We start from the raw sequence: 17,872 nt of genomic DNA on the forward strand, positions 1-17,872 counted from the left end.
AAGAACCTTATCCATGAGGGTATCTGTGGAAGACACAGTAATCATCATTCGTGAGTCACTAAAACTCAACAGGAAATGAGTATTACCTCATCTAGTCCGAGACGAGGGAGTGCAAGTCGTACTGATCATCCGGATACAGCTCAACTTGATTGGAGTCCGAGCAACCCCAGCCGGACTATTGGTCAGCTGGATAAATAGAAACGCATCAGCGACGATCTGAGGGCCCGCAATGGGATAGACGTAGCGAGAGAGCTAGACGAACATCTGGGACGTCCACGACCCCCTCAAGTGCTTCTGATGACTTCCTCCGGACGAGTGCTCGCTCGAAGTTCACGAATCCGCCGCCGTCGCCCCATAACTGAGTCCACACCGGAGGCTTTCAATATTCGAGTCTCGGTGCACACTTTCACAGGGCAGCCCCGACCCAACCAGCGCGGTGTGCTGACTGAGCCGGGGCTGATCTCACGCCTTGCCGCCCTTGACGATGCCGATTGAGCGCAGGTATTGCTCCTGCTGTGCTGCGTGTCGTGCCTTCCACTCGTCCGCATCTCCCGGATTCCAGCTCCGACCAACTTGGAGGACATGCACCCGGTCGCCGGGCTTGATCTTTCGCTGACGAGCCGCACCAGGCGATAGAACTTCATACGGCGTCGGAGTTGGAGGGAGCCCGTCGAAGGAGAGCTGAGGTCGGGTCGGACGACGCCAATCCGGGTGCACGAACGTCTCACGAGCGCGCTTGCTGGCGGCCTTCCACACTGGATGATCGGTGCTCGACCGCGAGGCCGTGAGCATCTTGAGGCCGTGCAGCGCTCGGACCAGCTCTTCCCACTCGTCACCGCGGCTCTGCCATAGTTCGTTGATGCCTCGCTCACCATTTTCGATGCAGTGGGCACACGGGGAGAAAGAAGGTGCAGCATCCAACGTGCTGACTGCACCCGCAACGAATTGTGCAAAGCCAGCGACATCGTATGATCCCACGAGGATGGAAGGCGCGATGCCGCACGTATAGGCGCTGTGCCGCCTGACCCGGCGCCCATGCCTGTGAGTCAACCGGAGCGCCAAGCCTTCCCAGTTAATCGGCACCGCTTGTCGTGCAAGCATCACCCATCGTTCGACCGCCCAGCGCCGCTTCTCGTTGTCACGCTTGACGTTCAGAACGCAGAGGTAACCCTGGACATCGAAAATCCTCTTGAATGCAACCCACGCGCCGCCGCCAACCATGTGGTTGAAAGCCTCCTGCTCGACCTCGAGAACGCTGGCGAGCGGCTCGTCGGGCGCTCCGTAGAGGCCAAACTGCGTCGCCTCGACCGCGCCGCCATGCTCGCTCCAGGCCTTGAGGATCAACGCGATCCGATCCATGTGCATCCGACGCTTACCGAGCGCGCATCCGAATGGATCTCCTGGGCGACAAGTGATGGAGCCACAGCGGTATCGGTCGCTGATGAGGCGATCCTGGTGCCTCTTGAACGGGAGCTTGTAGGTCCGGAATCGTCTCTTGCCGTTCAGTCCACTCGATTCGCGCTGGACGGTTTCCTCCTCCGTCATCTCGTCCTCGTGAACCACGTGCCAGGCACCGGACTTGCTGAGCAACTTGTCGTTGAACTGCCAGCGCAGAACCTCTTCGTCCGGCACGATGCTGCAATCGTCGTGGACACCTTGGACACCGTTCTCCCACTGCTCACTCAGTAGTACCAGGCTGCGCTGCTGGAGGGCGAAGTACCGTTCTCGGTCGGCGCGGAAGGTCTCGATACGGGCGCGGACCTCCGGTAACTGGCGATAGTCAGCCCAGTCCGCCCTTAGGCGCTCGCTCACATCGTCGATGTCGCTCTTGTGGGAAGCCATGAAGGCGGTCTTGGGGATGCGGTTTGGTCGTGTCATGGCCCCAGAGTCGCGCACGCGGAAGCATCGCGAGGTTGATTATGGGCAGAACTAATCTTGCCCGCTGAATCTGGCTGATCTAATCTCTCTCGTGACGACGAACTCGATCTCCGAATACACCGGCTTTGACCAGCCGACGCCCTGGTCAGCCGCTGATTCCGTCGCGTCCAGTCACGTAGTCGTGCCGCGTCTGATGTCGATTGAAGAGGTCTCTCAATACACGGGCATCGCCGTCGCAACGCTGCATACGTGGAGGTCGCTCGGCAAGGGACCGAAGGCCCTGAAGCTCGGAAAGCGCCTGCGCTACCCGGCTGACCTGCTCATGCAATGGCTCAAAGAGGAATCCGCTATTCAGTGGCTAGACAAGGAGTTGGCTGATGGCCCGAAAGAAGAAGTCCAACATCGAGAGGGACATCAAGGTGAAGCAGCTGGACACAGGTGCGTGGGAAGCCTTCAGGCGGCATGAGGACACCGACGGCAAGGTGCGACCGGTGACAGCTCGTGGTGAAACGAAGTATGCGGCTATCGCTTCGTTGAACCACAAGGTCGCCAACCGCGTGATCCCGGCGCAGCGCATCAAGACGCTCGATGACATCTGCGCAGACCACACCGTGGCTGAGGCTGCCGAGATCTGGCTCGCCAAAGAAGAGGCCGCGAAGGATCTGAACAAGGCCTCGCTGGACTACTACCGGCGCACGGTGAGCAGCACGATCGTTCATCGTCGGGGCATCCGCACACAGAAGATCGGCACGGTGACCGCTGGTCAGATCGAGAAGCACATGGTGGGCATTCGGAACGGCACCATCACGCTGCCGGAGTCGCGGCTCAAAAGGGCAGGGAGGGAAAGCAAGGGCTCGCCTAGCCAGGCTCAGAACTTCCGGAAGGCGATGTCGCTGATCATCAAGCAGGCGATCCGTGACGGTGCCCGCATCGACAACCCGGTCGTGAATCTCAAGAGAACCAAGAAGGTAATCGAGCAGCCCGTGGCGCTGAGTACCGATCAGATCGAGACGACGCGCCAGGCCATCGTCCGGTGGCGTGAAGGTGTGGACCTCGATCAGAAGAAGGGAGGCCGGCCGCGCGATCCCGACAACGTGATGGGCGACCTCGTGAGCCTCCTTCTCGGCACCGGCGTCCGCATCTCGGAGGCGCTCGCGTTGCGCCCGCAGGACTGTGTGCTCGACGCGCCGACTCCTTACATCAGTATTCGAGGAACAGTGAAGGTCGTGACCGGCGAGGGCCTGATTCGTGAGGACCTCGTAAAGACCGACGCCTCGAACCGAGACCTGGCCGTTCCGAAGTTCGTCGTCGCTGCGCTTCTGCGCCAGCTCGCTCTCCATGGGCAGCACGGCTATGTGTTTGCGACCAGCAAGGGGACGCTGGTCAGCCCGAACAACGTTCGCCGGAATCTGCGCGCTGCTTTGAAGCTCGCGGGGGTGAGCAACGCGGAGCTCAAGCAGGACGGACTGTCACCCGTAACACCTCATGCGTTCCGTCGAACCCTGGCGACCGGACTCGCCGGGGCAGTAGACGACGAAGCAGCTCGGGACTACCTCGGCCATGCCGATGTCTCGATCACGAAGCAGTCCTATATCCAGAAGCAGCGCGAGGTCATCGGTGATGCCTCGCTCATCCAAGACCTCTTCGGGCAGCCGTCCGAGGATGACGCCGCGTGAGCGGTCGAGATAGGAGCAGAACATGAACGAAGCAGAACTGTCCGCCTACGCAAGGGCCATCCGCCCGTTTCGGCGAACTGAGGTGGTGATGGGAAGCGACTTCGGGGAGCGGCACTTCGTGGTGGTTCTGCGGCGAAACAGCACTGAATGGTTCGACGTGATCCAGTTAGTCAGGGCCGACCTCTCCCGGGCATGGGAGGGTCGCCCTTCCGCTTGTTGCGAAGATACGAACTGCTGTTTCGATCTCCAGAGCCGGAGTGAGTACGCCGCGCTATTCGCGATGGAGTACGCCGCGCTCGGGGCCTCTACTAAGGAGACGGTGAAGATGACCCTCGACCTGCACGATGCGTTGGATCGGGAACATCACGTAGCGGAGGAGCCTGCTGATCTCGCTGTGCTGCACTTCGCTGCTGTCCACCCGGATCGTGAGCTGATGGCTGCATAACTGTCGACCGAATCTGTCGAGTCGTGCGCGATTCAAAAGGTGAAGGCCCCGAGATCGTAGTGATCTCGGGGCCTTTCTTGTTGCGGGGACAGGATTTGAACCTGCGACCTCCGGGTTATGAGCCCGGCGAGCTACCGAACTGCTCCACCCCGCGGCACAAGGAATAGCCTAACACGGGAATCGGGAGCGCGCGAATCGAGGCGCGTTCCGCGGCGATGGGGGAGGATGAGGGCATGTCCGTGAGTCCCGCCGTTGCCGTCGCCGTCTGCCAGTTCGCGCCCACCGATTCGCGGGAGGGCAATCGCGAGCGCATCGCGGAACTCGTGGCGGATGCCGCCGCTCGGGGCGCACGTCTGATCGTGCTGCCGGAGTACTCGAGTTACTTCGTGAACCCGATGGACGAGACGTTTGTGGCCCACGCCGAGACGCTGGAGGGGGAGTTCGTGCAGACCCTGACCGCGCTGGCCGGGGAGTACGCGGTCGTGATCGTCGCCGGACTCGTCGAGCGGGCGGGCGACGACCGCCGCGTTCGGAACGCTGTCGTGGCCGTCCGCGGCGACGGCATCCTGGCCGTCTATCGCAAGCAGCACCTCTACGACGCGTTCGGGCAGACCGAGTCGGACTGGGTCGAGCCGGGCGCGGTGGGCGACGCCGCGACCTTCGAGGTCGGCGGCCTGCGCTTCGGTCTGATGACCTGTTACGACCTGCGGTTCCCCGAGGTCGCCCGCACCCTGGTCGACGCCGAGGCGGACGTCCTCGTGGTGCCGGCCGAGTGGGTGCGCGGTCCGCTCAAGGAGCATCACTGGACGACTCTCCTCGCCGCTCGGGCGATCGAGAACACGGTCTACGTCGTCTCCGCCGATCATCCCGCGCCGATCGGGGTCGGGCACTCGCAGATCGTCGATCCGCAGGGGGTCGTGCTCGCCGGCGTCGGCAGCGCCGAGGGCATCGCCATCGCACCGGTCGAGCGCGCGGTCATCGATCGGGTGCGTGAGACGAACCCATCTCTGCGGGTTCGCCGGTACGCCGTCGTTCCGCGCTGACCGCAGACGCGCTGACCGACGGCGGCAGGATCAGCCGTTCAGGCGCGCGAGACGAGAGACGGCCTCCTCGAGCACGTCGACCTTCTTGCAGGCGGCGAAGCGCACGATTCCTGCGTACTCCGGGTCGGCACGATGCTCCGGGGGGAGGAACGCAGCCAGCGGGATCGCCCCGACGCCGAAGCGTTCGGGCAGGCGCCGGCAGAGCTCCGCGCCATCCGCACCCCCGACCGCGGTGGCGTCCGCGAGAGTGAAGTACCCGCCCTGCGGGGCGAAGACCGTGAAGCCGGCCGCGCGCAGCCCGTCGCCGAGCACTTCGTGCTTGCGCGCGAGTGTCGCCGCGGCATCCGTGAAGAAGGCGTCTCCGAGGCGCAGCCCGACCGCGACGGCGGGCTGGAAGGGGGCGGCTCCGACGTAGGTGAGGAACTGCTTCACGGTGATCACGGCGGTGATCAGGGCCGCGGGGCCGTGGATCCAGCCGACCTTCCACCCGGTGGCCGAGAACGTCTTGCCCGCAGACGAGATCGTGAGTGTGCGCTCGGCCGCGCCCGGCAGGGTCGCGATGGGGATGTGCGGTGCGTGGAATGCGAGGTGCTCGTAGACCTCGTCCGTGACGATGAGCGCATCGTGCTTCTCGGCGAGGCGCACGATCTCGGTGAGCACGTCCGTGCCGAACACCGTTCCGGTCGGGTTGTGCGGGTCGTTGATGAGGATGATCCGGGTGCGGTCGGTGACGGCATCCGCCAGCCGGTCGAGATCCGGCTGGAAGTCCGGCACGCGCAGGGGCACCGTGCGCAGCGTGCCGCCCGCGAGCGACACCGCGGCCGCGTACGAGTCGTAGTACGGCTCGAAGACGACGACCTCGTCGTCCGGACCGTCGATCAGCGCGAGGAGCGTCGCCGTGAGCGCCTCGGTCGCACCGACCGTGACGAGCACCTCGGCGTCGGGGTCGACCTCGAGTCCGTAGAAGCGCTTCTGGTGCTCGGCGATCGCGAGCCGGAGGTCGGGGGTGCCGCGCCCCGGCGGGTACTGGTTCACGCCGTCGGCGATCGCCCTGCGGGCGGCTTCGAGCACCTCCGCGGGGCCGTCCTCGTCGGGGAATCCCTGCCCGAGGTTGATCGCTCCCGTCGAGGCCGCGAGGGCCGACATCTCTGCGAAGATGGTGGGCGCCACGGCCCCGTCGGGCGAGAGCAGGCCCGCGCCCGCCGCCGTGCGTCGCCATGCACCGGTGATGACACTCATGAAGAACAGGCTATGGCCATAAGGGAAACTCACCTTCGCCATATGAAACGCACAGACTCGGAGAGCACTCTGAAAGGGCGTTGTTGAAGGAGCACACACCATGAACGAAGACAACACCCCCGACCACTCGGCACCCGACGTGCCGTCCACCGAGGCAGCAGAGGTCGCCGACCGTTCGGCGCCGCAGCCCGCCGCTGACATCCCCGCCACGCCGGCCGCAGAGTCCGCCGCCCCCGTGGCGGCCGAGTCCGCTCCCGCACCGCAGTCGTCCGCCGGGCACCAGATGCCCGCGACATTCGCCTCGCCCGCACCCGCGCCCCTGATCGCCCCGGTCACCGCACAGCAGTTCGCCGGCTCGACGGCGACCGCGCCGGGCGCCGCGTTCGGACTCCACTCCGGGACCGCCCACACCCAGCCCACCGTCCCGCTCGGTGGAACCGCGCCCCTCGGCCTCGGTGACGCTCCGGTGGACCCGAATGTGAAGACCAAGGATGCCAAGCCGCGCGGCGGCGTGCGCCTCGCGGCCATCGTGGTCGCCGCCGCACTCGTCGGCGGAGTCGCGGGCTTCGGTGGCGGCGCGATCTGGAACGCCGTCGGCACCACGCCCTCCACCGGCGTGGCGGAGGGACCGCAGACGGTCACCGTCAACAACCCCGGCTCCGTGAACGAGACCACCGCCGTCGCCACCAAGGCGCTGCCCTCGGTGGTCACGATCGAGGTCGCCGGCACCAGCGAGGCTGGCAGCGGATCCGGTGTCATCATCAGCGACGACGGGTACGTACTCACCAACACGCACGTCGTGACGCTCGGCGGTGCCGTCGCCGACCCGACGATCCGTGTCACGACGTCCGATGGTCGCATCTACTCGGCGACCGTCGTGGGCACCGATCCCATCTACGACCTCGCGGTCATCAAGCTCACCGACGCCACCGATCTCACCCCCATCGAGTTCGCGGATTCGTCCGAGCTGAACGTCGGCGACACGGCCGTGGCGCTCGGCGCTCCGCTCGGGTTGTCGAATTCGGTGACCACCGGAATCGTCAGCGCGCTGAACCGCAGCATCCAGATCGCGTCGTCTGCCCTCCCCGACTCGTCGAGCGAGGACGCCCCGCAGGAGCAGGCGCCGGAGGACGGCCAGGAAGACGGCCAGCAGGGTCCGTTCCAGTTCGATCTGCCGGGCAACGGCCAGCAGCAGACGTCGGAGTCGATCTCGATCGCCGTGATCCAGACCGACGCCGCGATCAACCACGGCAACTCCGGTGGCGCTCTCGTCAACAGCAAGGGCGAACTGATCGGCATCAACGTCGCGATCGCCAGCTCCGGCTCCTCGGAGGAGTCCGGGTCGATCGGCCTCGGATTCTCGATCCCGTCGAACATCGCCCAGCGCGTGTCCGAGGAGATCATCGCCGACGGTGTGGCCACGCACGGTCTGCTCGGCGCCTCGGTGCAGGACGCGGCATCCGTGCAGGGCGCGGACGTCGCCGGTGCCTACATCGCCGATGTGACCAGCGGGGGAGCGGCGGCCGCCGGCGGCCTCAAGGCCGACGACATCGTCACCGCCTTCAACGGGGTGCCGATCACGAGCGCGAGCGACCTCACCGCGCAGGTGCGTGCCGCGGCCGGCGGCAGCGACGCGGACGTGACGTACATCCGCGGCGGCAAGGAATACCAGATCGAGGTGACGCTCGGCGAACTCGCCGGCTGACCCCGCCGCCCAGAGAAGGACGCCACCTCCGCGATAGGCTCGCGGGGTGGCGTCCTTCTCTTTCGGGTCCGGCAATGCGGCCAAGCTGCTGAGGATCCCGCTCTCCCTCGCAGGGCGCCTCGGCACGCTCGTCGTGCCGCGCGGTGACCGGTGGGTCTTCGGGTGTGGGGCCGGGATCGGCGACGGCGCCCTCGCCCTCCACCGGTACGCGACCGCGCAGGGGCATGATGCCGTGTGGCTGACCCGCTCGCAGCGCGAGGACGACGCCGCCGCCGCACTCGGCATCCGCACGTTGCGCCGATCGAGTCTCCGCGGTTGGTGGGCGACGGCCCGAGCCGAGGTCCTCGTCGTGACGCACGGTCTCGGTGACGTCAACCGCTACGCCGACGGAGGCGGATTCATCGTCCAGCTCTGGCACGGCATCCCGCTCAAGCGCATCGGACTCGATTCCCCGGCGACGACCCAGGTCCCGAACGTTCCGGGATCGGGCATCCTCCGGCGGGCGATCGCCGTGCTCTATCGTGCGTCCGCGCAGCGGATCCGCGTGCTCCCGGCTGCCTCCGACCGCTCGCGCGGACGCCTGGAATCGGCATTCGGGCTCCCGAGCGACCGTGTGGTCGTGACCGGCGAGCCGCGCGTCGACGTGCTGTCGGCAGGGTCACCGGAGGAACGCCGCGCGGCCGCATCCGCCCGGCTGCACGCCGCGCTCGATGATCTGCCCGACACGACCACCGTCGTGCTGTACGCACCGACGTGGCGCGACGGTGCAGTCGACCCCGCGGTGCCGTCGGCCGACGACTGGGTGCGGATCATCCGGGTGCTCGAAGAGCGCGACGCGGTGCTGCTCATCCGCTCGCATCCGCTCGGCGAAGGCGGGTACGCGCCCCCGCTGCCGAGTCGCCGGGTGCGGATGCTCGGCTCCACCGTCCTCGCGGACGTGACACCGGTGCTGCCCGCCGTCGACGTGCTCATCACCGACTACTCGTCGCTCGCCTACGACGTCGGCCTGCTGGCGATGCCCGTTCTCTTCCTCGCGCCCGATGCGACGGACTACGCGCGCTCGCGTGGTTTCTACGGTCGTTTCAGCGACGTCGGGGGAGCGGATGCCGCCACCTCCTGGCCGGACGTGTTGGCGCAGCTCGAGCGGTTGCTGTCCGACGAGGTGGCGTTCACCGAGCGGGCCCGCCGTTCCGCTACGCTCAGCGCGGAGATGCACGCTTTCCGCGACGGTAGAAACACCGAGCGGGTCTATGGTGCGATCCGCGCGCGGGGGATCCGCGCACCGAAGGGAGCAGTATGACAACGGCCCGGATCGATGAACAGGCGCAGACGCTGGTCATCGCAGGAACCGGACCGCGCCCGGCGCACGCCGAGCTGGTCGGCCCACGCGCGCGCGTCGACGCCCGCCTCTCGGGCGGGGGGAAGACCTGGAAGGCGGTGTTCGCGCTGCAGACCGCCCGGTGGGGCGGACCCGCGCTCCCGCTTCCCACCGGCGAGTACCGCCTGTCGATCGCCGAGACGGCAATCGACGACATCGATGTCGCCCCACTGCTGCTTCCCGGACTCCGTGTCGCGCTCGCCGCTGACGTCGTGCACATCGCCGCACCGATCGATCCGATCTACGAGACCGCCGAGGGCCAGGCGACGCTCGAGGAGCGTTATGTCGCCCAGGCCGGCGGCACCGAGAACGCGGTCTTCTTCGAGAGCTTCTACGGCCGGAGTGTCGGGTGCAACCCGCAGGCCATCGACCGCGAGATCGCGAAGCGCGCCCCCGACGTCCGCCGCTACTGGAGCGTGGTGGACTTCTCGGTCCCCGTGCCGGAGGGAGCGATCGCCGTGGTCGAGGGGAGCCCTGAATGGTGGCACGCGCGGGGCGCTGCGCGCCTGCTCGTGGTGAACGACTGGTTGCGCCGGAGGTTCTCCCGCAAGCCCGGGCAGAAGGTGCTGCAGACGTGGCACGGTACCCCCCTCAAGCGGCTCGCGCTGCATCGTCCGGGCTTCGACCCGCGACGGATGGCGGCCGTCGTCAAGGAATCGCGGCGCTGGGACGTGCTGCTCGCACAGAACACCTACGCCGAGCGGATCCTCAAGAAGGCGTACGCGTTCTTCGGCCGTCCTGTCTGGGTCGAGGGATACCCGCGCAACGATGCGCTCACCACGACCGATCCCGCGGTGATCCGTGCGGCGCTCGGCATCGGAGCCGAGGAACGCGTGCTGCTGTACGCGCCGACGTGGCGCGACGACCGTTCCGAGATGGTCGACTTCATCGACGCCGAGCGTCTGGCCGAGCAGACCGATGCGGTCGTCCTGGTGCGCGGGCACTCCCGTACCCTCGACGCCGGACGCGACCACGCCGGTGCACGCGTGATCGACGTGACCGGGTACCCCGAGACCGCGCAACTGCTTCTCGCGGCGGACGCTCTCATCACGGACTACTCGTCGGTGATGTTCGACTTCAGCGTCACGGGCAAGCCGATGTACTTCCTCGTGCCCGACATCGAGCACTACCGCGGCACCCTGCGCGGGTTCTACTTCGATCTCGACGCCCGTGCCCCCGGACCGCTCGTGGCGACGCAGGACGAACTCGTGCAGGCGCTCGCCGCGACCGACCACGAGCAGGTGTACGCCGAGCGATATGCCGCGTGGCGACGTCAGTTCAACACGCGCGACGACGGGCGCGCGGCGGAGCGCGTCGTCGACCGCATCCTCGATCAGGGTTTCCTGACGGCCTGACCGGCTGCTGCCGCGTCCGGGCAGGTCAGGGCAACGGAGTGTTGCGGGTGCCGAGGCGTGAGGCGTCGACGGTGTCGCCGGCACCGCGCAGCACGCCGCCGAGGAACCCCCACCCCCAGGCGAGGTGCATCGTCGGCAGCACGAGCAGGGTCCACAGCCGTTGCCGGATGCCGCCTCCCCCCGGTGCTGCAGCGACGGCGATCACGAGCAGCGCGTAGGCCGCGAGCGGCGCGTAGACGATCGAGGCGATCAGCGAGGCGAGGCCGCTGAGCACCCCGGTGAGCTGCAGGACGCCGACGATCACTGCGACGATCGTGAGGAGGACCAGCGCGGGAGGAGCGAAGAAACGGATGCCGTTGCGTCGCCCGAAGCGTCGGACGAGTTCCCCGCGCCAGGCGCCGGTCGCGCGGAACTGGCGCGCCAGGCGCACCCAGCTCTCCCGGGGCCAGTACGTGACCGCGAGGGCGGGGTCGAACCAGACGCGGTGGCCGGCCTGACGGATGCGGAGATTGAGCTCCCAGTCCTCGCCGCGGCGGATCGTCTCGTCGAAGAGGCCCACCTCGTCGAGGACCTCTCGGCGCATCACCCCGAGGTAGGCGGATTCCGCCTCTCCCTCGTGCGCGCCGCCGTGGTAGGCCCCGCCGCCGAGGCCGACGGGGGAGTTGTAGAGGCGGGCGACGGCCTTCTGGAACGGTGCACGCCCCTCGGCGTGCATGACGCCGCCGACATTGGCGGCCCCCGTGCGCTCGAGGGTCTGCATCGCACGCACGGCGTAGCCGGGCGAGAGCTCGGAGTGCGCGTCGACTCGGATCACGGTCGAGTAACGACCTGCGCGGATCGCGGCGTTCAGTCCCACCGGGATGTGGGCGGCGGGGTTGTCGACGAGGCGGATGCGATCGTCGGCGGCGGCGAGCCTGATCGCGATCTCGGTGGTGCCGTCGGTCGAGGGGCCGAGGGCGAGGACGAGCTCGACGGGAACGTCGAGATCCTGGGCGAGGACCGACTGCACGGCGTGCTCCAGATACCCCCGTTCGTTCAGCACGGGCATGACGAAGGAGACCCCGACGGGCGGTGTGTGCGAATCGTCATCGTGCATCCGTCGATCATGTCATGGGGCGTCGGACGTTCGCTGATCGAGATCTCGGGCCCGCTGCCGGCTCGGTATCCTGGAGGGATGGGTGCATTCTCCGACGCGAAGAAGGCGTACCGTCTGCTGAAGCGGGCGGTCGCGTCGAGAACGGCCGTGCAGCGAGTGCGGCGCACCCTCGCGACGAGCGAGAAGTTCCCCGACGGGCACTTCAAGATCGCCGTCTACTTCGCCGACGGCGCGGTGAACATGTATCAGATGCGCCAGTGGTACCGGCCGCTCGCCGAACTGTCGAAGCGCTGGCCGGTCGTCGTCCTGTCGCGTCAGGCGACGGGGGCCGAGAAGATGATCGCCGAGGACGCCCCTCCGGTCGCCTTCGTGCCGACCGTGCGCAGCCTCGAGAAGTTCGTGGCGCAGCACGACATCCGCATCGTGCTCTACGTCAACCAGAACACCCGCAACTTCCAGATGTTCCGCTACGGGCGCCGCTGGCACGTGTTCATCAACCACGGTGAGTCCGACAAGATGTACATGACCACCAACCAGTACAAGGCGTACGACTACGCGATGGTGGCAGGACAGGCCGCGCGTGATCGTCTCTCGCGCACACTCTGGGGCTACGACGTCGACCGGCGCACGATCGAGATCGGACGCCCGCAGGCCGATCACTACTCGGGCGAACTCCCGTACACGCCCGACGATCGCACGGTCGTCCTGTACGCCCCCACCTGGGAGGGCGACCGACCGAGCGCGCACTACGGCTCGATCGCCACGCACGGCGAACGCCTGGTGTCGGCGCTCCTGGCGACCGGATCGCACCGGGTCATCTATCGGCCGCACCCGCGAAGCGGTGTCGTCGACCATGAGTACGGGGCGGCGCACCGCCGCATCATCGCTGCGATCACCGCGGCGAACGCCACCGATCCGCGTGCGCAGCACGTGTACGACGACGGCCCCGAGCTCGGATGGCAGCTGTCGGCCGCGGACGTGGCGGTCGTCGACATCTCCGCGATGGTCTACGACCGGCTCGCCGCGGGCAAGCCTTTGATGATCACGCGTCCGGCCGACGAGCGCGCGTCGATCGACACCACGGGCTACCTCTCGGATTGCGAGTGGCTGACTGCGGATGCCGCCGCCGACATCGTGTCGGAGGTCGAACGGGTCCGTGCCGACGAGGCCGCGATCGCCCGTCTGCACATGTGGGTGCAGCACTACTTCGGCGACACGACGCCGGGCGTCGCGACGGCGAAGTTCCACGCGGGCATCGAGCAGCTCATGGCGAAGTGGGACGACTGGGAGGCGCACGAGATGGGCGCCGTCCGTCCGGACCTCGACGACGACGACGAAGAAGGCGATGAGGAGGAGATCTGACCATGGATCTCCCTCTCGCCCGCGACGTCGCTCCTCGGATCGAGTACGTGCCGGCGTCGGCATCCACCAATGCCGATCTGCGGTCCCTCGCCGCCGACCCGCTCGGCTGGCCCCACCTGTCGACCCTGATCACCCGCAACCAGACGGCCGGTCGGGGGCGACTGGATCGCGTCTGGACGGCGCCCGACGGTGCCGCGCTGGCGATCTCGGTCGTCGTGCGCGTCTCGCTCGAACCTGCTCTCCGCGGCTGGGTCCCCCTGATCGCGGGGATCGCGATGGCGGATGCCGTCGCCGCGCAGCTCCCCGCACATGCCGTGGGTGTGAAGTGGCCGAACGACGTCCTCGTCGACGAGCACAAGATCTGCGGCATCCTCGCCGAGGCGATGACCGATGCGATCATCGTCGGCGCGGGCGTCAACACGGCCATGACGGCGGATCAGCTGCCGGTGCCCACGGCCACGTCGTTCGGCGTGCTCGGGGCCGTCGCCGACGAGGACCGGTTGCTCGCCGACTACCTCCGCGGGCTCGATGCGCACCTCTCCGCCCTCGCCGATTCCGGCGACGCGATCTCCAGCGGCCTGCACGCCGCGGCGACGACACAGAGCACGACTCTCGGTCGCGCCGTGCGGGTGTCTTTGCCGGGGGAGCGGATGCTCGAGGGCATCGCACGCGAGCTCGACGAGGAGGGGCGTCTGGTGGTGCGCGACGACCGGGGGGACCACTCGGTCTCCGCCGGTGACGTCGTGCACGTGCGCCCGCTCGCCGACTGACACGCCGCCCGCCCGCGCGTCGATGTCGGACATCACGGGCACAATGGTGGGGTGACGCAGCCTGTGACGCTCAGCGGTCGGCCGATGATGCCGCCGCCCGGCGCGCCGTCCGAGGAGCGGCTCATCGCCCGCTTCCGCAGTCATGCGCGTCGGCTCTTCTGGTCGGCACTCGTGCTGGTGGCGACCTTCGGGGCGACCGCCTACTTCTACGACAACCTCCCGGCGCCGTTCGAGAACTGGATGCTGTTGGCGGCTGCCGGCGGGGTGGTGCTGCTGCTCGTCGTGATTCCGTTCACGGTGTGGCTCGCGCGCTCGACCACCGTGACGACTCGGCGGGTGATCGTCCACGGCGGTGTCGGCGCACGCAACCGCCGAGAGATGTCGCACGCCCGCGGGTACACGATCGGAGTGCGTCGCGGACCGCTGCAGCGCCTGTGGGGGGTCGGCACGATCACGCTCTCGAACGGTGTCGATGCCCCGTTGCGCCTGGTCAACGTGCCGAACGTCACTCTCGTGCACGAGACGCTGGCCGACCAGATCGAGGTCAGTCAGATCCTCGCTCACCGCGACGCGCAGACGGGCACCGAGGGCTTCGCATCCGCGTGAGTTCCGCTCGCGCCGCCCTGCGCCCGGATCGTCGTGATGTCAGCCGCATCGCCGACGATGCGCGAGAATGGTCGAGACGAAAGGGAGACGGCACATGGCTTTGCGTGTGGGCGTGATCGGCGGCGGACAGCTGGCTCGGATGATGATCGCTCCGGCGGTCGAACTGGGGCTCGACCTGCGAGTGCTCGCCGAGGGCGAGGGCATGTCGGCGCAGCTCGCCGCGACCGCCGTCGGCGACTACCACGATCTCGATGTGGTGCGCGCTTTCGTCGCGGACGTCGACGTCGTCACCTTCGACCACGAGCACGTGCCGCAGGACATCCTGCGCGCCCTCATCGCCGACGGCGTGGCCGTGCACCCGGGACCCGACGCCCTGCAGTTCGCCCAGGACAAGCTGGTGATGCGCGCGCGCCTCGCGGACCTCGGGGTGCCCCAGCCGGACTGGGCGGCGGTCGCCACCGAGCAGGAACTGCAGACCTTCCTCGACGCCCACGACGGCCAGGGGGTCGTGAAGACTCCCCGCGGCGGGTACGACGGCAAGGGCGTGCGTGTCGTCCGTGCCGCGAGCGATGCCCGTGACTGGTTCGCCGCCGTGCCCGCGGGCGAGGCGCTGCTGGTCGAAGAACTCGTCCCCTTCGTGCGCGAGCTCGCGCAGCAGGTGGCCCGACGCCCGAGCGGCGAGATCGTCGCGTACCCCGTCGTCGAGACCGTGCAGCGCGACGGCGTCTGCGCCGAGGTGATCGCACCGGCTCCCGCGGCCGCCGAAAGACTCGCCGAGGTGGCCGAGAGCATCGGCGTCCGCATCGCCGAGGGGCTCGGCGTCACCGGAATGCTCGCCGTCGAGCTCTTCGAGACCGACGACGAGCGCATCCTGGTCAACGAGCTCGCCATGCGTCCGCACAACAGCGGGCACTGGAGTCAGGACGGAGCGGTCACAGGGCAGTTCGAGCAGCATCTGCGCGCCGTGGCGGATCTGCCCCTCGGCAGCACCACGCCGCGCGCGCCGTGGTCGGTCATGGTCAACATCCTCGGTGGACCCGCCGAGGGCACCCTCGGAGATCGCTTCTCGAGCGCGATGGTCGCGCATCCCGAGGCGAAGATCCACACCTACGGCAAGGATCCGCGCCCGGGGCGCAAGGTCGGTCACGTGAACGTCTCGTCGAGCGATCTCGACGACGCCGTGTACGTCGCGCGCGCCGCCGCCGCGCATTTCGCCTGATTCGATCGACGAGGCTGTCCGTCGGCCGCGTGCCGTGGGGGCAATCTCCAGCACCAGACCGTAGCCTGTCATGGTGACCGAGCCACTGCACTCTTCCGCCGCGCCCCTGGTCGGCGTCGTCATGGGATCCGACTCCGATTGGCGCGTCATGAGCGACGCGTCCCAGGCGTTGACCGACTTCGGTATCGCGCACGAGGTCGAGGTGGTGTCGGCGCACCGCACGCCCGACAAGCTGATGAGCTACGCACGCGAGGCTCGCGCCCGCGGCATCCGCGTCATCATCGCCGGCGCGGGCGGGGCGGCCCATCTTCCGGGCATGCTCGCCTCGATGACCCCGCTGCCCGTGGTTGGTGTTCCCGTGCCGCTCGCGTACCTCGACGGCATGGATTCGCTGCTCTCGATCGTGCAGATGCCCGCCGGCATTCCGGTGGCCACCGTGTCGATCGGGGGAGCGCGCAACGCGGGTCTGCTGGCCGCTCGGATCCTCGCGACGGCCGATGAGTCCCTCGCCGACCGCGTCGAGCAGTACGCCCGCGACCTCGAGGCCCAGGTCGAGGCCAAGAACGAACGGCTGAAGGACTCGCTGTGACCCTCGCGCCGCCGCGGGCGGGCGGGCGGCCGCTGATCGAGACCCGGCCGATGCGGCATCCCGACTCCGCGGATGCCGGGGCGATGACGAAGCGTGGATGGTGGCTCATCGCGCTCAACCTTCTTCTCCCCGGATCCGCTCAGATCGTCGCGGGCAACCGCCGTTTGGGGCGCATCGGCCTGCGCGCCACACTGCTCGCCTGGTTCCTGGTGATCGTCACCGCCGGGCTGGCGCTCTTCGCGCGCCCGGTGCTTCTGTGGCTGACCGTCGGCGCGGGATGGTTCTCCGCGCTCATCCTCACGGTCGTGCAGATCCTCCTCGTCGTGTACGTGGTTCTCTGGGCCGTGCTCACCTTCGACGTCCTCCGCATGGTGCGTCTGGTCAAGGTGCCGACCGCCTCACGCTTCGCGATCCCGGTCGTCGCGCTGATCCTGCTGGGCCTGGTCGGTGGGGGAGCAGCCTATGCGGCGACCGTCGTCGGATCGACGCGCAACACGATCAGCTCGATCTTCGGTCAGAGCGGGCCGAGCCTGCCGCCCGATGACGGTTACTACAACATCCTGCTGCTCGGAGCCGACAGCGGCGACGGGCGTGATTCGATGCGCTTCGACAGCATCTCGGTCGTCTCGGTCAACGCCGACACCGGGGCCGTCACGATCACCGGCATCCCGCGCGAGCTGCCGAACGCCCCGTTCAGCGAGGGCAGCCCGATGCTCGAGCTCTATCCGAACGGCTTCGAGGGGCACGGTTCGTCGACCTGCGGCTGGAACGGCTGGATGAACCACGTGCGCAACGCGGCCGAGGTGTGTCGCGACGACAACGGTTCAGGTCTGTACCCGAACGCACAGGCTCAGGGCTCCGAGCCCGGCATCGAAGCGACGAAGGATGCCGCGGAAGGCGTACTGGGGATCAAGATCCCGTATTACGTCTTCGTCGACATGCACGGTTTCGCCGATCTGGTGGATGCGCTCGGCGGAGTGGACATCACCGTGACCGAGCGCCTTCCCAAGGGCGGACCGCCCGAGGGCTGGCACGGGACGGATGTGAACGAGTGGGCGATCGGCTGGATCGAGCCCGGTGCGCAGCACATGGACGGCGACACGGCGCAGTGGTACGCGCGCTCGCGGTACACGACCAGTGACTGGGATCGTATGAAGCGCCAGCGCGAGCTGCAGGCGGCGATCCTCGCGCAGTTCACCCCGCAGACCGTACTCACCCGTTTCAACGAGGTGGCGGCGGCGGGTACGGCGCTGATCAGCACGGATCTGCCCCAGGACAAGCTTCCGGAGTTCTTCGATCTGATGATGAAGGCCAAGGAGCTACCGGTGAACACGATCGAACTGACCCCCGAACAGGGTGTCGATGAGTTCCAGCCGGACTACGCCTACATCCACGAGATGATCCAGCAGGCGCTCCACCCGCCGACGGCCACACCGACGCCTTCGCCCTGACGGCGGCGCCGGCACCGCGCCCGGATGTGAATGTGCCCACGGCCACCTCGGGAGAGTGTG

16 protein-coding genes and 1 tRNA gene are annotated in these 17,872 nt (G+C 67.8%); 13 read left to right on the top strand and 4 right to left on the bottom strand.

Translation table 11 applies throughout. From position 1 onward, the window contains the following. Positions 1-462: 462 nt before the first annotated feature. The gene (locus tag ACFY9N_RS05850) at positions 463-1,878 is read right to left on the bottom strand and encodes a hypothetical protein (protein WP_391477392.1); all 1,416 of its coding nucleotides are present in this window, start codon (positions 1,876-1,878) and stop codon (positions 463-465) included. 91 nt (positions 1,879-1,969) lie between these two features. Here ACFY9N_RS05850 and ACFY9N_RS05855 point away from each other — a divergent pair, with 91 nt between their 5' ends. From ACFY9N_RS05855 to ACFY9N_RS05865, 3 genes are read left to right on the top strand one after another with little or no spacing between them, the layout of a single operon-like run. Beyond that, the gene (locus ACFY9N_RS05855) at positions 1,970-2,344 is read left to right on the top strand and encodes a helix-turn-helix transcriptional regulator (RefSeq protein ID WP_391477393.1); all 375 of its coding nucleotides are present in this window, start codon (positions 1,970-1,972) and stop codon (positions 2,342-2,344) included. Beyond that, the gene (locus ACFY9N_RS05860; protein ID WP_391477394.1) at positions 2,256-3,554 is read left to right on the top strand and encodes a tyrosine-type recombinase/integrase; all 1,299 of its coding nucleotides are present in this window, start codon (positions 2,256-2,258) and stop codon (positions 3,552-3,554) included. The genes ACFY9N_RS05855 and ACFY9N_RS05860 overlap by 89 nt, the downstream gene beginning before the upstream one ends. 22 nt (positions 3,555-3,576) lie before the next feature. Next, complete coding sequence (locus ACFY9N_RS05865; RefSeq protein WP_391477396.1) at positions 3,577-3,999, top strand: hypothetical protein; 423 nt, start codon at positions 3,577-3,579, stop codon at positions 3,997-3,999. Between the two features lie 80 nt (positions 4,000-4,079). Here the strand turns inward: ACFY9N_RS05865 and ACFY9N_RS05870 are convergent. Next, positions 4,080-4,153, bottom strand: a tRNA-Met gene (locus tag ACFY9N_RS05870). A 79-nt stretch (positions 4,154-4,232) separates the two neighbouring features. Between ACFY9N_RS05870 and ACFY9N_RS05875 the strand changes: the two genes are divergently transcribed. After that, the gene (locus tag ACFY9N_RS05875; RefSeq protein WP_391477397.1) at positions 4,233-5,042 is read left to right on the top strand and encodes a carbon-nitrogen hydrolase family protein; all 810 of its coding nucleotides are present in this window, start codon (positions 4,233-4,235) and stop codon (positions 5,040-5,042) included. 30 nt (positions 5,043-5,072) lie between these two features. Here ACFY9N_RS05875 and ACFY9N_RS05880 read toward each other — a convergent pair whose 3' ends face one another. Beyond that, complete coding sequence (locus ACFY9N_RS05880) at positions 5,073-6,281, bottom strand: aminotransferase class I/II-fold pyridoxal phosphate-dependent enzyme (protein ID WP_391477398.1); 1,209 nt, start codon at positions 6,279-6,281, stop codon at positions 5,073-5,075. Between the two features lie 100 nt (positions 6,282-6,381). Between ACFY9N_RS05880 and ACFY9N_RS05885 the strand changes: the two genes are divergently transcribed. Genes ACFY9N_RS05885 through ACFY9N_RS05895 form a run of 3 tightly spaced genes read left to right on the top strand, consistent with a single transcriptional unit; the run spans position 6,382 to position 10,719 of the window. Then, positions 6,382-7,986: a S1C family serine protease gene (locus ACFY9N_RS05885; RefSeq protein WP_391477399.1), complete on the top strand. Its 1,605-nt coding sequence runs from the start codon at positions 6,382-6,384 to the stop codon at positions 7,984-7,986. 46 nt (positions 7,987-8,032) lie between these two features. Then, positions 8,033-9,286 carry a CDP-glycerol glycerophosphotransferase family protein gene (locus ACFY9N_RS05890; protein ID WP_391477400.1) on the top strand — a complete coding sequence of 418 codons (1,254 nt, stop codon included), beginning with the start codon at positions 8,033-8,035 and terminating at the stop codon, positions 9,284-9,286. Beyond that, on the top strand, positions 9,283-10,719 hold the full coding sequence (locus ACFY9N_RS05895; RefSeq protein WP_391477402.1) for a CDP-glycerol glycerophosphotransferase family protein: 1,437 nt from the start codon (positions 9,283-9,285) through the stop codon (positions 10,717-10,719). The genes ACFY9N_RS05890 and ACFY9N_RS05895 overlap by 4 nt, the downstream gene beginning before the upstream one ends. A 25-nt stretch (positions 10,720-10,744) precedes the next feature. On the opposite strand, the gene ACFY9N_RS05900 is transcribed toward ACFY9N_RS05895, so the two are convergent. After that, a complete protein-coding gene (locus tag ACFY9N_RS05900) occupies positions 10,745-11,815 on the bottom strand; it encodes a glycosyltransferase family 2 protein (protein ID WP_391477403.1) in 1,071 nt (356 codons plus the stop codon). A gap of 78 nt (positions 11,816-11,893) precedes the next feature. Between ACFY9N_RS05900 and ACFY9N_RS05905 the strand changes: the two genes are divergently transcribed. The 6 genes from ACFY9N_RS05905 to ACFY9N_RS05930 all read left to right on the top strand — a co-directional run bounded on the left by ACFY9N_RS05905 (position 11,894) and on the right by ACFY9N_RS05930 (position 17,812). Beyond that, on the top strand, positions 11,894-13,177 hold the full coding sequence (locus ACFY9N_RS05905) for a CDP-glycerol glycerophosphotransferase family protein (RefSeq protein WP_391477404.1): 1,284 nt from the start codon (positions 11,894-11,896) through the stop codon (positions 13,175-13,177). A 2-nt stretch (positions 13,178-13,179) separates the two neighbouring features. Next, positions 13,180-13,947 (top strand): biotin--[acetyl-CoA-carboxylase] ligase, encoded by a 768-nt coding sequence (locus ACFY9N_RS05910; protein ID WP_391477405.1) that lies wholly within the window; start codon positions 13,180-13,182, stop codon positions 13,945-13,947. Positions 13,948-14,034: 87 nt separating this feature from the next. Then, a complete protein-coding gene (locus tag ACFY9N_RS05915; RefSeq protein ID WP_391478460.1) occupies positions 14,035-14,553 on the top strand; it encodes a PH domain-containing protein in 519 nt (172 codons plus the stop codon). A gap of 67 nt (positions 14,554-14,620) precedes the next feature. After that, on the top strand, positions 14,621-15,772 hold the full coding sequence (locus ACFY9N_RS05920) for a 5-(carboxyamino)imidazole ribonucleotide synthase (protein ID WP_391477406.1): 1,152 nt from the start codon (positions 14,621-14,623) through the stop codon (positions 15,770-15,772). Between the two features lie 121 nt (positions 15,773-15,893). Beyond that, a complete protein-coding gene (gene purE / locus ACFY9N_RS05925; RefSeq protein WP_391478461.1) occupies positions 15,894-16,361 on the top strand; it encodes a 5-(carboxyamino)imidazole ribonucleotide mutase in 468 nt (155 codons plus the stop codon). Then, a complete protein-coding gene (locus ACFY9N_RS05930; protein ID WP_391477408.1) occupies positions 16,358-17,812 on the top strand; it encodes an LCP family protein in 1,455 nt (484 codons plus the stop codon). The genes purE and ACFY9N_RS05930 overlap by 4 nt, the downstream gene beginning before the upstream one ends. The last annotated feature ends 60 nt before the right edge of the window (positions 17,813-17,872 follow it).

Source organism: Microbacterium sp. NPDC008134, assembly GCF_042957055.1.
In the GTDB taxonomy this organism is placed as follows: domain Bacteria; phylum Actinomycetota; class Actinomycetes; order Actinomycetales; family Microbacteriaceae; genus Microbacterium.

Coding starts and splice junctions, on each gene's coding strand:
- ACFY9N_RS05850 (WP_391477392.1), bottom strand. CDS start 1,878: ATGACACGACCAAACCGCATCCCCAAGACCGCCTTCATGGCTTCCCAC.
- ACFY9N_RS05860 (WP_391477394.1), top strand. CDS start 2,256: ATGGCCCGAAAGAAGAAGTCCAACATCGAGAGGGACATCAAGGTGAAG.
- ACFY9N_RS05865 (WP_391477396.1), top strand. CDS start 3,577: ATGAACGAAGCAGAACTGTCCGCCTACGCAAGGGCCATCCGCCCGTTT.
- ACFY9N_RS05875 (WP_391477397.1), top strand. CDS start 4,233: ATGTCCGTGAGTCCCGCCGTTGCCGTCGCCGTCTGCCAGTTCGCGCCC.
- ACFY9N_RS05880 (WP_391477398.1), bottom strand. CDS start 6,281: ATGAGTGTCATCACCGGTGCATGGCGACGCACGGCGGCGGGCGCGGGC.
- ACFY9N_RS05885 (WP_391477399.1), top strand. CDS start 6,382: ATGAACGAAGACAACACCCCCGACCACTCGGCACCCGACGTGCCGTCC.
- ACFY9N_RS05895 (WP_391477402.1), top strand. CDS start 9,283: ATGACAACGGCCCGGATCGATGAACAGGCGCAGACGCTGGTCATCGCA.
- ACFY9N_RS05900 (WP_391477403.1), bottom strand. CDS start 11,815: ATGCACGATGACGATTCGCACACACCGCCCGTCGGGGTCTCCTTCGTC.
- ACFY9N_RS05905 (WP_391477404.1), top strand. CDS start 11,894: ATGGGTGCATTCTCCGACGCGAAGAAGGCGTACCGTCTGCTGAAGCGG.
- ACFY9N_RS05910 (WP_391477405.1), top strand. CDS start 13,180: ATGGATCTCCCTCTCGCCCGCGACGTCGCTCCTCGGATCGAGTACGTG.
- ACFY9N_RS05915 (WP_391478460.1), top strand. CDS start 14,035: ATGCCGCCGCCCGGCGCGCCGTCCGAGGAGCGGCTCATCGCCCGCTTC.
- ACFY9N_RS05920 (WP_391477406.1), top strand. CDS start 14,621: ATGGTCGAGACGAAAGGGAGACGGCACATGGCTTTGCGTGTGGGCGTG.
- purE (WP_391478461.1), top strand. CDS start 15,894: ATGGGATCCGACTCCGATTGGCGCGTCATGAGCGACGCGTCCCAGGCG.